Genomic DNA, 16,796 nt, shown 5'->3' with positions numbered 1-16,796 from the left:
ATAGATTATGAAAAATTTAATATCGAGCATTTTATTATTTTCTGTTGTGTTAGTTAATGCACAATTACAACCTGTAAAAAATGGTGTGTATGTTTGGAATGATTTACAAGTAAATAAAACCAACGATAGAGAATCTAGATTTATTTTTGAAGGAGTTTCTCCTCATTTTGAATATTTAGAAATACACGCTACCACACAGTATAAAGACGCCAAACCCAACGAACCAAATGCTAATGATGATATAGAAGAACTCATTATTGTTAAAGAAGGGTTGATGAAAGTAACCAACGAAGGTAAAAGTGAAATTATTGGACCAGGAAGTGTAGTGTTGTTTATGCCAAAGCAAGTACATGCTATTGAAAATGTTGGCGATGGCAACTTAACATATTATGTAATGAGTTACAAATCCAAAAAACCGATAAATATTGAAAGAGGCCAGAGGCATGGAGGAACAATGGTTTACAATTTAGATAATTTAGAGTTTAAACCAAGTTCAAAAGGAGGTGGAATAGCATATTTTGATAGACCAACTGCTATGTGCGAACGTTTTGAAATGCACATTACACAGTTAGATAAAAAAGGACCAAGTCATAACCCACATACACATATTGAAACTGAAATTATTTTGCTAATATCTGGCAATGCAGAAATGACTATTGATGGTAAGCTTTATAAAGGAACTACAGGCGATTTGTTTTTGGCTAACTCTCAATTATTACATGGTATCGCAAATGCATCAAACGAAACTTGTAAATATTTTGCATTTAAATGGAATTAATATTCAATCAATTATTAAAATGAAATTTTTTAAACAGTTAATTATTGCTTTTTTAAGTACAGCATTTTTTACAATACAAGCTCAAGTGCATGATGTGTCTTGGCGCAACATCATTATTAAACAAGAAGGTTCTTGGTTTGCAACACAAGAAGCAAAAGCTATTGCCGAAAACGTATTGCTGTATCAACGAAATATTGGTGGTTGGCCAAAGAATATCCAAATGCAGAAACCACTAACTGCTCAAGAAAAACTACAACTAGAAAAATTAAAAGCGAGTACGGAAGATGTAACTACCGATAATGGTGCTACTACCCAAGAAATGCTTTTTCTATCAAAAATGTATCAAGCTACATCCGATGAAAAATATAAAGAAGCATTTCTTTTAGGCTTAAATTATATTTTAGAAGCACAATACAATTCAGGTGGATGGCCTCAATTTTACCCGTTAAAAAAAGGCTATTACACACACATAACATATAATGATGATTCTATGGTTAACATTTTAAATCTTTTAAAAGATTTAAAAGATAACACTGGTAAATATGCTGTAAAACCATCAAATGAAACTATAAAAAAAATAGAAATTTCATTCTCAAAAGGTATCGATTGCATTTTAAAAACACAATACAAACAAAATGGCGTGTTAACCGTTTGGTGTGCACAACATGATGAAGTTACTTTAGAGCCCGCCAAAGCTAGAGCTTACGAGTTACCATCATTAAGCGGAAGTGAATCTGCTGGAATTGTTTTGCTGCTAATGGATATAGAAAACCCTTCTGAAGCTATTAAAACAGCTATAAAAAGTGCTGTAATTTGGTTTGAAAAAGTTAAACTAACAGGTATAAAACAGGTTTGGGAATTAGATGAACAAACTAAAAAAAGAAACAAAATAATTGTAAAGGATGAAAATGCTAATCCCCTTTGGGCACGTTTTATGGAATTGGAAAACAATAAACCATTTTTTAGTGACCGCGATGGTATAAAAAAATATGCTTTAAATGAAATTGGCTACGAGCGTAGAAACGGCTACGGTTGGTATACCGAAAATCCTAGCAAAGTTTTAGAACGCTATCCAATATGGAAAGCCAAATATGACGTGACTGTTAAAGAAAAAAAATCGCCAAAAGAAGAGTACAACATGGTAGTTGCCAAAGATGGTAGTGGCGATTTTGCCACCATACAAGAGGCTATATATGCCGCAAAAGCATTTCCTTACCAACGCGTCATTATCAACATAAAAAATGGGGTTTATAACGAAAAAGTGCATGTATATTCATGGAATACCCATGTAACTTTTATTGGAGAAAGTAAAGAAAACACTATCATTACGTTTGATGATTATTTTAGTAAACTAGATTTAGGAAGAAACAGTACATTTCACACATCAACCCTTTTGGTTGAAGGTGATGATTTTATTGCGAAAAACATAACAATTAAAAACACCTCTGGTCCAGTAGGGCAAGCTGTTGCACTTTCGGTAAATGCTAACAGATGCTATTTTGAAAACTGTGCACTTTATGGTAATCAAGATACACTTTATACTGCAGGCGAAGGTTTTAAACAGTATTTTAAAAATTGTTATATAGAAGGCACTGTCGATTTTATTTTTGGTGAAGCTACCGTACTGTTTGATGGTTGTGTAATAAACAGTAAATCTAACGCGTATGTTACAGCTGCATCAACACCAAAAGGTCAAGAATTTGGGTATGTATTTAAAAATTGTAACCTAACTGCTAATGAAAACGTAACCGATGTTTATTTAGGTAGACCATGGCGAACCTATGCAAAAACGGTGTACATAAATTGTAATTTAGGCAAACATATAAAGCCAGAAGGTTGGAATAATTGGTCTAATAAAGAAGCTGAAAAATTATCGTTTTATGCCGAATATAATTGTACGGGTGAAGGTTATAAACCTGAAAGTAGAGTGGCTTGGTCACATCAATTAACAAAACGAGATGCTAAAAAATATACTTTAGAAAACATTCTTAAATCAAACACAAATTGGTATCAAAATTTATAATTAAAATGAAAAATTATATTAAAATCAACTTAATCTTAATCATGCTAATTGCCACTAGTTGTATGGCGCAAAAAACCACTATTTACATGATTGGCGATTCTACAATGGCTAATAAAAAAGACCCAGAAACAAACCCAGAACATGGCTGGGGACAAGTGTTGCCAGATTATTTTACAAAAAATGCAGTTATTGATAATAGAGCACAAAACGGTAGAAGCAGTCGAAGTTTTATTGATGAAGGCAGATGGGATTCTATACTAAAAACCTTAAAAAAAGGCGATTTCGTTTTTATTCAGTTTGGGCATAACGACCAAAAATTTAAATCGCCAGATCGTTACACCAATCCGCATGTAACCTATCGTCATAACTTAATAAAATTTGTTGAAGAAACTAGAGCTAAAGGCGCAACACCAGTTTTGTTTTCATCCATTGTTAGACGAAATTTTAATGAACAAGGAACGCTTATTGATACCCATGGCGAATATCCTGTAGAAACCAGATTAGTGGCTTTAGAGTTTAATGTGCCATTTATAGACCTTCAATATTTTACCGAACATTTAGAAGAATCGTATGGCGTTGAAGGTTCAAAAAAGCTACATCTTCATTTTGAAGCAGGTGAACATCCGTATTATAAAGAAGCAAAAGCAGATGATACACATTTGTCTAATTTAGGTGCTAATGAAGTTGCAAAATTGGCTGTTACCGAATTAAAAAAGAAAGTGTCTAGTCTTTCAGGTTTTATAAAATAATAATTAAATGAAAAAACTATTTTTAATAGTAGGTATATTATTTGTTTACACAATAAATGCGCAACAAATTTTGGATAAAGTGACTACAATTTCAAATATTTTAAACAGTATCAGTTTACCTAATATATCAAGTTATACAGTTTCCATTGAAAAATTTGGAGCAAAAGGCGATGGTATAAAAAACAGTAAACCTGCTTTTGATAAAGCTATGAAAGCGTGTTTAAAGAAAAACGGTGGCACAATACGTGTTCCAAAAGGAATATATATAGTTAATGGACCAATTCATTTTGTAAGTCATGTAAATCTGCATTTAGAAGAAGGTGCTAAAATTGTTTTTGGACAAAAGCCCGAAGATTACCCTTTGGTTTTAACCAGTTGGGAAGGTACCATGTTGTACAATTATAGCCCAATGATTTATGGTGAAAATGTAACCGATGTAGCTATTTCAGGAAAAGGAACAATTGATGGTGAAGGCCATGGATTATGGAATACTTGGAAACCTTTGGAAGAAAAAGGAAAGCTTTTAAGTAGAGATATGAACCATAACAAAACAGCAGTAAAAGATCGCGTTTTTGGTGAAGGTTATTATTTAAGGCCGCAACTTATTCAATTTGTAAATTCAAAAAACATTCTTATTGAAGATGTAAAAATTGAAGATTCACCGTTTTGGTGCGTTCATATCCTAAAAAGTAAAAGCATTACTTTAAGAGGAATAAAATACGATGCACACAACAAAAATAATGATGGCATTGATATAGAACATTCTAGTGATGTGTTGATTGAAAATGTAGATTTTAATAATGCTGATGATAATATTGCTATAAAAGCAGGACGCGATGATGATGGTAGAAATTCCAATATGCCTTCAAAAAATATTGTGATTAGAAATAATAAATTTAAAGGGTTGCATGCCTTAGTAATAGGAAGTGAAATGTCTGCCGGAGTTCAAAACGTTTTTGCTGAAAATTGTGAAGCTAGTGGCTATTTAAAACGAGGTATTTACCTAAAAACCAATACCGATAGAGGTGGTTTTATAAAAGATATTTATATAGAAAACATCATGTTTGGTGATGTGGAAGATGCAGTTTACATGACGTCCAATTATCATGGTGAAGGAAGTGGTTTGTATCCTTCAAAAATATCAAATATTTTATTAAAAAATATCAGTTTTGAAACAGTTTCAAACACAGCAATTGTAGTTGAAGGCTATCCAAATTTCAAAATAGAGCATGTAAATTTTGATGGCTTTATTGTAAAGTCTGCCAAAAATGGTATGACGCTTAGTAATACTGAAAACGTAACTTTTAATGAAGTTGTTATTGGCGAAAAACAAGGCGTACCAAGTGCTGTTAAATAGTAATTAATTGATAATAGCGTATTTAATGTTTTTTGTTGTTAGTTCGCAATTATCGGTTCTAAAAGGTGATGCAGGAAAATGTTCTTTATTGTAAAGATTACAATCACCAGCATCATCTGCCCATCCGTATCTAACTTCAATAGGATTGCTAACACTGTCATGATATACAACTACTTTGTTGTTATTTATGTAGGCTTTTGCAAAATGAAAAACGTTGTCTTCATCAGCAATTTCAAAACCTTTAAGGTATCCATATTTGTTGGGTGTTGTTAGGCCACTTCCTAAATTATCAAAAGTTAATATTATTTTATTTCCGTTAATTTCCTTTGATTTAAAAGTTGGTCCGCTAAAAACAATGTCTTTTTTATAAACATTATTTAAAGCGATTGCAGCAAGCCTTAAACCAACATCTTGCTTGTTTGTTGGGTGAATATCTTTAGCGTCGCCAATATCAGTAGTAACACACATGCCTGTGTTTAAAACGGTTTGTAATGTGTAGGTTTGTGCTTCCCTTAGTTCTGCCCATTTACTGCCGTTATTACTATCGCCGTTGTTTTCATTATAGCTTGATAGTTGAACGAAATAAAACGGAAAATCGCCTTGATTCCATTTAGTTCTCCAATCATTAATTAATAAAGGAAATGCTTTTTTATATTGAGTTGCTCTTGAGGTGTTAGATTCTCCTTGATACCACAAAACACCTTCAATGCCATAGGGGATTAAAGGGTTAATCATAGCATTAAATAGTAATGAAGGATAGTTGTTTGGCGAAACAGCACTTTTTACCTCAATAACATTAAACTTCCATTTTCCAGATAAAGGAATGATATTGGTTTGTGTTGTTAATTTTAAGTCTTGTGCATTACCATAAATACCGCCACCACCTGCATAATCAAAAATACGTATGGCAATTACATTTTTACCTTCTTTTAAAATGTTTTTAGGAATATTGTAAACTCTATTTTCATCGTATCTTCTTGTTGTTCCAATGAAGGAGCCATTTACGTAAGTTGAATCTTGATCGTCAATTTTTGCTAATTCTAAAAGCGCTTCTTTATTGGTGTCTTCTTTAGAAATTTGAATTGATTTCCGCATCCATACTGTTCCATCTAAATTTACCAATTGTTGGTTTTCCCAAAGATCAGGAGCATTCATTTCTGGCCAAGTTGAATCGTTGTAATTCAGGTTTTTTAATGAAGCTTCATTAAGCGTGGTAATTTTAGAGCCTTGAATTTTTTCAACCTTATCAGAAATTAATTTTGTTTGATTTTTTACAAGAGAATCAATATCAACATTTGGCATTTCAGCAATCATGTTTTTAAATTCATTACTGTTTTCAAAAGCATTTCTACTAATCCAAGTTTCAACACAAGTACCACCCCACGATGTGTGAATTAATCCTATTGGAATTTTTAATTCAGCATATAATTTTTTGGCAAAAAAGTAACCAACTGCTGTAAAATTTTCAACGGTGTTTTTATTACAAATATCCCATTTTCCTGATTTTACTTCTTGATTTGGGGTCGAACTCATATCCTTTTCAACCAAAAACTGACGAATTAAAGGAAAATTAGAATCGTTTATTTCTTGTTTAGAATTCATTATTTTGTCTACAGTAAACTCCATGTTCGATTGTCCACTGCAAACCCAAACTTCACCTACTAAAACATTATTTATAGTAATGGTATTTTTGCCTTTAATAACCATTTTGTATGGACCGCCAGCTAATTCAGATTTCAAATTAATAAGCCATTTTCCGTTTTTATTGGCTTTTGTTTTTACAATTTGGTTGTTAAAATGAATCTCAATTTTTTCATTAGCTTCAGCCCAACCCCAAACAGGAATTGGTTTATTGCGTTGTAAAACCATGTTGTCATTAAATATTAAAGGCATTTTAATATTGGCATTAGCATAAATACTAAAGACTAATAAAAGAATTTTGATGTATGATTTCATTTGGCTAAAATTATTTTTTGGTTTCAATTTTAATTACAAAAGCAGTATCGTTAATTTTTTGATTTGGTGTTTTAAAATGTAATCCTGCTTCATCTAATATAAATGGAATTTTACCTTCGAAACCTAATATAGAGATTTTTTTTATTTCAGGAATTTTGTCACCTAAAACCTTAGATGTAAAAGATTTTAAAGTGATAGATGTATTATTTCCAGACCACCCTAAAATAATTGCATAAATAGTATTTTCTTTTGTTGTAAAACGGATATCTTGAGGTGTGTAAATAATTTTATCAAGAAACATTCCTGATTTTTCTTGTTTTGTTGGGCCTTCACCAAAAACAAACCATGGTCGAGAACCGTAAATAGCTTCACCATTGGTTTTTAGCCATTTGCCAATTTCTAATAGAATATTTTGTTGATTTTGAGGAATAATACCATTTGCCATTGGTGATACATTTAGCATTAAAGCACCGTTTTTGCTAACAACATCAATTAATACATGAATAATTTCTTTAGATGATTTTAAGCCTAACGTATTGGTGTAACTCCAACTACCAACCGAAACGGTTTCATCAGTTAACCAATACTCTTTGGTTATTTTATTCATTCTACCTTTTTCAAAATCTTCAAGACTTACCGATTTAGGGAATTCACCTTCTTTATGTGTAAAAACCACTTGTTTGTTTTTTGAAACGGCATCATTAAAATAATAAGCAGCGAACTTTTTTCTGTAAAATTCTGGTATTTTTTGGGTTTGACTGTCGAAATAAATTAAATCTGGACTGTAATTATCAATCACTTCTTTAAGTTGTCCAAACCAATCTTTACTAAATTTTTCTTTAGAAATGTTGCCATACATTTTTGCTAATAGCGAATCTTCAGATGCGGTTGGCATTTTTGGGTTATATGGAAAATACGACGTATCATTCAACCATTTTTGTGGTTCTTCTTTAAATATTTGAAGGTTTCTGGCGATGTGAAACGATGCAACAAATTTCATGTGTTTCTTTTTTATTGCTTTGCTAAGTTCGCCCAAAATATCACGATGTGGTCCCATGTCAACCGAATTCCAAGGGTTTATTTTACTTCCCCAGTTTGACCAACCATCGTGGTGTTCTGCTACAATACCTGCAAATTTAGCGCCCGATTTTTCAAAAAGAGTTGCCCATGTATTAGCATTAAATTTTTCAGCCTTAAACATAGGAACAAAATCATGATAACCAAATTTTGATGGTTCACCATATGTTTCAACATGGTGTTTGTATTCATCAGTGCCTTCTATATGCATGTTTCTTGGGTACCAATCGTTAGCATAAGCTGGTACAGATAATACACCCCAATGGGCATAAATGCCAAATTTAGCATCTTTAAACCATTCTGCGGTTTCATTGTATTTTGATAAAGATTCCCAAGTTTCATCGTATTTTATGTTTTTTTGGTTTTGGGAAAATAAACTTATACTTATGATGATGATGTATAGGCTAATAATGTTTTTCATGCTATTTTGTAAATTAATGAAAGCTTCAAGTGAATTGTTTACACAAGAAGCCTTCTAACTAAACTCAAACTAAAAATTCAATAGGTGTTAATTCAAACCTTCTAAAAGTGCTGTTAGTGCTTGGGTATCAAAAACGGTGTTTGTGTTTCTATTAAATATACCTGAACCATTATTTCCAAGTCCTCCTGCATCCCAGTAAAAAGGCAGTAAGCCGTTGGCTTTCGATTCTTTAACAACAGTTTTTAAATAATATGCTCTTGAATCTAAATGTAACTGTAAGTTAGTTCCTGTTAAAGAGGTTCTTCTAATAGCTGCAAATTCCCCTAAAATAACAGGAATACCAATATCAATAAATTTTGTTTTCATTGATTTAAAATAGTTTTTTAAATCGGTTTCTTCACCCCAAGTGGCATTGCGTGTATTATCGGTTATAGAATGATAACCTGTTCCCCAATAATAAAACATTTTCCCCCAAGAAGCATCTACATCCATTAAAGCAAATTGATATGGTGTATAGTAATGTACTTCTACCATCAAGCGGTTTGAAGCAGTATCGGTTGGTAGGGTATTCATTAAATTGTTTGTTTTTTCAATATCGGTTGATGGTCCTTGTACAACCAACGTACGGTATGCATTTTTTCCACCTGTAGAACGTACGGCATTTATAAATGTTTGATGGTATGAGGTTAAAACGCTCATTTCAGTAGCGTTTTCTACTGCTGGTTCATTGGCACTGGCAAACAATAAATGTTCGTCAAAATCGCGTAAATGTGTTGCTATTTGTTCCCAAAAGGCTTTTTGCTTTGCATTTACTTGTGTTTTGTTTGCTTCATTTATGTTGTTTTCTAGCCAACCGCTATCCCAGTGAATGTTAAGTAAAACATACATATTATTATCTGTACAATATTGAACCACTTCTTTTACCCTGTTTAGCCATTCTGTTTTTATTTTGGCATTTGTAGCATCAGACATGTATTGATTCCATGCACAAGGAATTCTAACAGCATTAAAACCATTTGCTTTAACAGCATCAATTAATGCTTTTGTAACTTTTGGATTTCCCCAAGCGGTTTCACTTCCTATAGCTTCTAAACTATTTCCAATATTCCAACCTAAAGAAATATTTGCAGCTATTTGGGTAGCTGTACTGCTCATTCCAGTAGCATTTGCAGGTAATGGATTTGTATTATAATCTGGATAAATACCGTTTGTTGATGCTACACCAGATTGGTTTATTGTTATTTTTACAGCATTAACTTTGTTGGCATTAATAGTTACAGTTGAAGTACGAGGAGATATACTTGTATTAGCTAAAGCTGTTATCTTAACTACTGATGTTCCTGATACACCAGATGTTTTACTAAGTGATATCCAACTTGTGCCAGAAGTACTCATTACCCATGAATCTACATTGGTGGTAATAGTAACATCAAAACTGCTTTCTTTACTTTGAAAATCTACGGTTGAAGCGTTTGAGGTTAGTGTATACACAATTGGTTCTTCTGTAGATTCTTTTTCAGTTGGACTGTCTGAACTACATGTAAATAATCCTATTTGAGAGATAAAAACTAAAGCTAAAATGATAGTTTTGTTATTTAATGTTTTCATATTTAACACTGTTTTTATTTAATGTTGATTGAAATTTCAGCCTTAATATTTCTAGAAGAGCTTCCTATTTTTATTTTGTATAATCCAGATTCTACAATCCATTGTTTTTTAACATCGTTGTAATATGCTAATTCTTTGGCTGGTAGAAGTATGGTAACTTTTTTTGAAGTACCACTTTTTACGAATACTTTTTTAAAACCTTTTAATTCTTGAGCTGCTTTTTCAACATACGATTCTGGATCTGAAATGTATAACTGTGCTACTTCTTTACCATCCATTTTTCTAGTGTTTTTTATAGTGAAGGAAACATTAATTATTTCTTCGGCAGCATATATTTTTTTATCTGTTTTTAAATCTGAAAACTCAAAATTTGTATAAGATAAACCATAGCCAAATGGATATAATGGTTCTACTTTTTTAGTATCAAACCAACGATAACCTACCAAAATACCTTCAGTGTAATTAACTATTTTATCTCCAGGAAAACTGTTTGTTGCATGTGCTGGCGAATCGTTTATGTTTTTAGGCATTGTCCAAGGTAATTTTCCAGAAGGGTTTACTGTTCCTAATAAAACATCGGCAAGCGCATTACCACCTTCAGAGCCATTGAAGGAACTCCAAACCAAAGCATATGCTTTTTCTTTGATGCTATTGATGTCAAATGGTGCGCCAGTAATCATAACCACAATAGTATTTGGGTTAACGGCCAGTATTTTTTCAATTAATTCTTGTTGTCCGAACGGTAATTTTAGACTTATTCTGTCTGAAGCTTCCGTTTCATAATCACGATTTGAACCTGCAAAAATGATGGCAACATCTGAATTTTTGGCAGCATTGATAGCTTCTTCAAGTAATTTAGGGTCTAGTTCATCAATGGTTGGTGTTACTTTTTGAGTAACGTCGCCAAACTTCATTTCCTGTTTAGGCGCATAGCGTTCTAAATAACCTTTTGCGTAATTGATGGTAACTGATTTTGGAAGTCTATTTTGTAAACCTTCCAAAGGTGTTATTTCTCGTTTAGTTTTAACACCAGCACCAAAACCGCCTAAAGCATTTTTTTTGGTAGCATTGTCGCCTATTACAGCAATAGTTTTAATTGTTTTTGTGTTTATTGGTAATAAACTTTTTTCATTTTTAAGTAAAACAATAGACTCTGCGGCTATATTATAAGCATCCTTAAAATGCGCTTCGGTATCGATGCTTCCTTTTTTTCGAGGTTCGTTGCCCATACTTTTTATAGTGAACATAAGTTGTAAAATACGTTTTACAGATTTGTTTACTTCGGTTTCTGCAATATTGCCAGATTTTACTTTTTCAAGTAAAGCATCGGCATAAAAGAACTCATTGAAAGGCTTTGGTGTTCCCATTTCAATGTCCAAACCACTTTCTAAAGATTTTTTGGTATCGTGTACTGCAGCCCAATCAGAAACAACTATCCCTTCAAAACCCCATTGGTTTCTTAATACTGTATTAAGCATTGAGCTATTTTCACATAAATATTCACCTCTAAACTTATTATAAGCTCCCATCATACTGTAGGCATTTGCTTCTGTAACGGCGGCTTTAAAAGCGGGTAAATAAATTTCACGAAGTGCCCGTTCATCTATTTGAACATCAACAAAATCTCTATTGGTTTCTTGATTATTTGCGGCATAATGCTTTACGCAAGCAGCTACATCGTTTTCTTGTAAACCTACAATAAATGGAACGGTTAGTTTTTTGTTTAGAAATGGATCTTCCGTAAAATACTCGTAGGTTCTTCCTCCTAAAGGTGTTCTTATGATATTGATGGCTGGCGATAATAAAACGTCTTTATCTCTGGCACGTGCTTCTTCGCCAACGCTATTTCCAAAAGCATATAATAATTCGGTATTCCAAGTAGCCGAAGCACCAGCACCAGCAGGGTAGTAGGTTGCAAAATCGTTGTCCCAACCTGCTGCAGCCCACGAATCTCTAGAAATTTCTTCACGAACTCCTAATGGACCATCAGCCATTTTCAATTCTGGAATACCAAAACGCTCTATACCTTGAGTTGTAAACATACTGAAACCGTGTAGCATACCTATTTTTTCTTCCAAAGTCATTTTACTAATTATGGAATCTATTTTTGCATCATAGTTATGAGTTATTGGTTTTCCTGAATAGGTTTTTTCTACAATAACATCTTCAATAGGTTCGGCAGTTTTTTTAGTATCATTACATGAAATAATAGCTAATGAAGAAACTGCCATTGATAGAATGATGAGTTTATAATTCATTTAAGTATTTTTTAATTTAGTTTAATGGTTTGTTGGTTTCCGTTGTAGTTGATGGTTTGTCCTTCAGCATCATATTTAAATGGTTTTTGATTTTCTTTACTTACAGAAACGATGATGAATTTTCGGTTTTGCAACATGCCATCAAAAGAACCTTTTCTGTTTCCGATGGTTAATGTGCCTTCTGCTTCATTATAGTTAAATGAAATGGTAGCATACTGTCCTTTTTCATAATTATAATTTTCGTTTTCATCTTCATATAGGTTGAAACTGCCGTTTTTACCACGATACACATATACTATAATGGTATCTGCTGGTTTTTCATTAGTATATTGAATGTCTGGTCCAACAGGAATGATAGCGCCTTCAGGAATGAAAAGGGGTATTTTTTCGTAAGGAGCATCAATGTTTAATGTTTGTCCGCCTTTTATGTAATTACCAGTATAAAAATTATACCAACCCGTTTCTTTAGGAAAATAAACGTCTCTATTTCTAATTTCATAACCATAAATAGGAGAAACCATTATATTTGGACCGAACATAAATTGGTCGCTAATATTTTCAACGTTTTTATCGTTTGAAAAATCCATAACCAATGGGCGCATGATGGTATAATCATTAAAATGAGTCATGCCTGCCATGGAATAGATGTATGGCATCAATCTATAGCGTAATGTGTTATAATATAAAATGGACTCGTAAGCTGGATGTTCTTTTGGGGCAATGTTCCATGGTTCGCGAAATGGAAACTGCCCATGCGAACGGTACAACGGTGCAAACGCACCAAACTGGTGCCAACGGGCGTTTAACTCGCGCCATTCTTTATAATCGGCATTTTCTTTTTCGCTTTTATCGTACTCCAATTGACTGGCAACATATCTATCTTCTACACAAAAACCACCAATATCCATAGTCCAATAAGGAATGCCACTTACTGCGAAATTTAATCCTGCCGAAATTTGTGCTTTCATATCTTCCCAACGGGTAGCAATATCACCACTCCAAGTTGCTGTTGAGTAGCGTTGTAACCCTGCAAAACCAGAACGTGTTAATAAAAATACCCGCTTGTTTGGGGCAACATCTCGCTGTCCATTATAAATAGCTTCTGCATTCATTAATGCATATGTGTTAAAAAACTCTGTAGAAGAACCTAAAGCTGTTGGCCCTTGAAGTGATTTGCGATATTTCATATCTGTGCAATCCAAAACGTTTGGTTCGCTCGCATCCATCCACCAAGCATCAATGCCTAATGGATATAAATTATCATAAATTTGTTTCCAAAATAATTTTCGAGCTTCAGCAGAATAGGCATCATAAAATGAGCCAACATAACCTGGTCCAACCCAATCGCGAATACTATCTTTTATGGCTTGTTTGTACATCCAGCCTTTAGAATCAAATTCTTTAAAATGTTTGGTGGTAACATAAAATTTAGGCCAAACGGAAATCATCATTTTAGCATTCAAAGCATGAATAGAATCTGCCATTCTTTTAGGGTTTGGAAAACGAGTGGCATCAAATTCATGACTTCCCCAAGCATTTTCTTCCCAATAATTCCAATCTAAAACAATATTGTCAATTGGAATTTGACGTTCTCTAAACGCTTTTAAATTACTTAAAATTTCGTCTTCAGTTTTATAACGCTCACGACTTTGCCAATAACCCATAGCCCATTTTGGCATGATTTGGGATTTTCCTGTTAGTGTGCGATAGCCTTTTATTACCGTATCCATATTTTCGCCATGAACAAAATAATAATCCATTTTTTTATTCATTTCACTCCACCAAACTTGATTATTTTTTTCTTCTAGTGGTTGTGGTGTTCTTACTCTTAGTCCGCAATATGATGTGCCGCCATCTGGTTTCCATTCAATGCGTAAAGGCACGCGTTTTCCTGCTTCTAAGTTTATTGAAAACTTGTAGCTATTTGGGTTCCAAGCGGTTCGCCAACGTTCAGGCACAATTAATTCATTGTTTAAATACACTTTAATATAGCCAGCGTAATATAAAATAAAATTGTAATCGCCACTTTCAGAAGCTTCAATAGCACCTTCATAGTTAACATGAGCATGTTTCAAAGGAATTTTTTTTGGTAAGTTTAGGATGCTTTTTTTGTCTTCAAAGAAAATAGAAGTTTCTTTACGTGTAAGGTTTTGTCCGCCATTTTCTGAAGTTTTATAAGATCCAGTTAAAGCACCAATTTCTCCGTTTTTATCATATAATTTAAAAACGCTATTTAATTGTTTATATGGACGACTATCGCCAAAACGGCTTAACGAATAGCTATCCCATAAAAGCCCGTAGTTTTTGTTTGAAACAATAAATGGTACTGAAACTTTCGTGTTGTATTGAAACAATTCTTCACTTTTACCTTTGTAATTAAACTCGTCCGATTGATGTTGCCCTAAGCCGTAAAAAGCTTCATCTGTTGGTGATTCAAAAATTTGACGAATAGAATAGCCTTTTGTGCCTTCAACTTCAATAGGAGAAAATGATTTGCCACCGCCTGTTTTTTCAGCTAAAACAAGTTTTCCTTCTTTATCTTTAAATTGAATGCCACCATCTAACTTTGAAACCATTACTTTTAAAGTTGCTGTAGTTAATAATATTGAATCACCTTCTTCAAAAACATTAAATGGCACCTTTTTTATATTAGGTATAATAATTAAACTGGAATCTTTTGGAAATTCGTTCTCTGGGCTAGCCGATACATGAATAAGTTCATCTCCTAAAACTTGTAAACGCAATGTATTCACTTCGGTTTTGCTATTTTTATTTAAGTGAACAACAATACCATCATTAGTTTTTAAAAATGTTTTTTGAGTTGGAGAACAAGCTACTAATAGTAATCCTGTAAATAAACTTACGTATATATTGTTTTTAGTCATCTAATTTGTGGTTGATTTTTACTTATTTTTTTATTATTTTAAAAAACAGAACATCATTTTCGTTTATGTCTATTTCTTTGTTAAAGTTGTTGTTTGAATTAACTTTTATTTGTTCAATCAAAAATGGTTTACCGTTGCTTTCATCTTTTAACTGCGTAACTTGTAGTTTGGTTAATTGATTGGGCTTTCCCATGTTTAGATAAGCTGTGTAAGGATCGTTATTTTTGTATCCTACTTTATAGATTTCCAATGAATAATTTCCTTTAGGAAGATTAGAAAGTTGAATGTTTACTTTTTCTTTGGGTTTTGAAGGTAAATCTTTGATATAGTATGTTTGATTTAATTCCATATCCCCAGGGTGTGTATTGGTAAAATCCCAAAGCAATAATTGTAAATCGCCTTTGTTATTTTTCGTTGCCCATGAACAATTATCGGAGTTTTGTAATTCTGTTTCACCTAATTTATTCATAAACTGATATGCATAATAAGCTGGTTTTTTGATGCCTTGATAATTAAGTAAACCAAATCCGCCATGAAAAGGGGTGAATCTAGGTGCTGATTCTTCAAAAATATCAGTAAAAACCCAATACGACATGGAGTTTGTCGCAGTGCCAGTTTGCTTAATTTTTTGCAGTATATATGCGGCTTGATGGTAGCTGTCGTGTATAGGGTCTGCAGGTGTGTATGAAGAACTCCATTCGGTATAATGAAGCTCTAGGTTTTGTTTAGATAAGTTGTCCATTTTTTTGCGAACGTTAATAATATCAGCGCTTACGCTCCATTGATCTTTACTTAAAATAGTTCCAGAAGTCCCAAATTCATCCAAATACCCATGTTTTACGCCATATGAATGTGTTGAAATAAAATCGATAGGAACATTATTTTGGTTTGTAAAATTTATAGTTTCTGCTATCCAACCATTACCAGCGGTAGCAGGACCACCAATACGGTATGCACTATTAACGTTCTTAATAGCTTTAGCTGTATATTCATATAATTTGAAATATTCATCTTGTGTTCCAGACCAAAAACCATCTAAATTTGGTTCATTCCAAACTTCAAAATACCAAGTTTTTACTTCATCTTCACCATAACGTTCTGTAAAATGTGCTACTAAATTTTCTATTAACGCTTGCCATTTGTCATAATTATTAGGAGGTGTTATGTTACCTTTCCACCAAAAAATGGTTTTATCTGCACTAGCTAAATAATTGGGCATAAAACCGAGTTCAACAAAAGGTTTCATGCCTACACTTATAATATAATCGTACAACACATCTATATATTGGTAATTATATTGTGGGTTTCCTTTTTCGTCTTGTTTATAAACACCCATATCATCGGTTAAGAGCCCGTGCATTCTAATATATTTAAAATCACAATCTTGTTTTACCATGGCTAATTGTTGTTGCCAATCGGCACGCAACCCTTCATTAGCACGACCAGCACCAATACACTCTTTAAACATGGTATTTAGTTTTCCAGTAGTGTTATTGTAGTCTAGCTTTATAGTTCTTTGGTTTAATTTAGTTGATGAAAGGTTTTGACTAATTAAATTAGCTGTAAAACCAAGGAATATAAGTAGATGATATAGGTGTGAGAAATTAAATATATTTGTTTTGCTTTTAAACATGTTGGATAATTTTATCACTTTTATATAATTGATTAACAATGGTTTTATAAT

At 32.8% G+C, this 16,796-nt stretch carries 10 protein-coding genes; 4 read left to right on the top strand and 6 right to left on the bottom strand.

The features are described 5' to 3' along the window. Window positions 1-7: 7 nt before the first annotated feature. From ACFQ1R_RS08210 to ACFQ1R_RS08195, 4 genes are read left to right on the top strand one after another with little or no spacing between them, the layout of a single operon-like run. The gene (locus tag ACFQ1R_RS08210) at window positions 8-778 is read left to right on the top strand and encodes a cupin domain-containing protein (protein WP_379925662.1); all 771 of its coding nucleotides are present in this window, start codon (window positions 8-10) and stop codon (window positions 776-778) included. A 19-nt stretch (window positions 779-797) separates the two neighbouring features. After that, window positions 798-2,801, top strand: a complete 2,004-nt coding sequence (gene pelA, locus ACFQ1R_RS08205; RefSeq protein WP_379925661.1) for a pectate lyase — start codon at window positions 798-800, stop codon at window positions 2,799-2,801. 5 nt (window positions 2,802-2,806) lie between these two features. Further along, window positions 2,807-3,550 carry a rhamnogalacturonan acetylesterase gene (locus tag ACFQ1R_RS08200; RefSeq protein WP_379925660.1) on the top strand — a complete coding sequence of 248 codons (744 nt, stop codon included), beginning with the start codon at window positions 2,807-2,809 and terminating at the stop codon, window positions 3,548-3,550. 7 nt (window positions 3,551-3,557) lie between these two features. Then, window positions 3,558-4,907, top strand: coding sequence for a glycoside hydrolase family 28 protein (locus tag ACFQ1R_RS08195; RefSeq protein WP_379925659.1), 1,350 nt, complete (start codon window positions 3,558-3,560; stop codon window positions 4,905-4,907). Window positions 4,908-4,910: 3 nt separating this feature from the next. Here the strand turns inward: ACFQ1R_RS08195 and ACFQ1R_RS08190 are convergent, their stop codons facing one another. The 6 genes from ACFQ1R_RS08190 to ACFQ1R_RS08165 form a co-directional block, all read right to left on the bottom strand. After that, window positions 4,911-6,863 (bottom strand): sialate O-acetylesterase, encoded by a 1,953-nt coding sequence (locus ACFQ1R_RS08190; protein ID WP_379925658.1) that lies wholly within the window; start codon window positions 6,861-6,863, stop codon window positions 4,911-4,913. Between the two features lie 10 nt (window positions 6,864-6,873). Next, a complete protein-coding gene (locus ACFQ1R_RS08185) occupies window positions 6,874-8,361 on the bottom strand; it encodes an alpha-L-fucosidase (RefSeq protein WP_379925657.1) in 1,488 nt (495 codons plus the stop codon). 87 nt (window positions 8,362-8,448) lie between these two features. Continuing rightward, the gene (locus tag ACFQ1R_RS08180) at window positions 8,449-9,969 is read right to left on the bottom strand and encodes a cellulase family glycosylhydrolase (RefSeq protein ID WP_379925656.1); all 1,521 of its coding nucleotides are present in this window, start codon (window positions 9,967-9,969) and stop codon (window positions 8,449-8,451) included. A gap of 14 nt (window positions 9,970-9,983) precedes the next feature. Continuing rightward, window positions 9,984-12,227 carry a glycoside hydrolase family 3 C-terminal domain-containing protein gene (locus ACFQ1R_RS08175; RefSeq protein ID WP_379925655.1) on the bottom strand — a complete coding sequence of 748 codons (2,244 nt, stop codon included), beginning with the start codon at window positions 12,225-12,227 and terminating at the stop codon, window positions 9,984-9,986. Between the two features lie 11 nt (window positions 12,228-12,238). After that, entirely contained in the window at window positions 12,239-15,112 is a 2,874-nt protein-coding gene (locus ACFQ1R_RS08170) for a TIM-barrel domain-containing protein (RefSeq protein ID WP_379925654.1), read from the bottom strand. A gap of 22 nt (window positions 15,113-15,134) precedes the next feature. After that, complete coding sequence (locus ACFQ1R_RS08165) at window positions 15,135-16,745, bottom strand: GH39 family glycosyl hydrolase (protein ID WP_379925653.1); 1,611 nt, start codon at window positions 16,743-16,745, stop codon at window positions 15,135-15,137. Window positions 16,746-16,796: the final 51 nt, after the last annotated feature.

This window comes from Mariniflexile jejuense (genome assembly GCF_042675665.1).
Taxonomy (GTDB): Bacteria; Bacteroidota; Bacteroidia; order Flavobacteriales; family Flavobacteriaceae; genus Mariniflexile; species Mariniflexile jejuense.
Note: the sequence above shows the minus strand (reverse complement) of the source record. Positions and strands in the feature narration are given on the sequence as shown.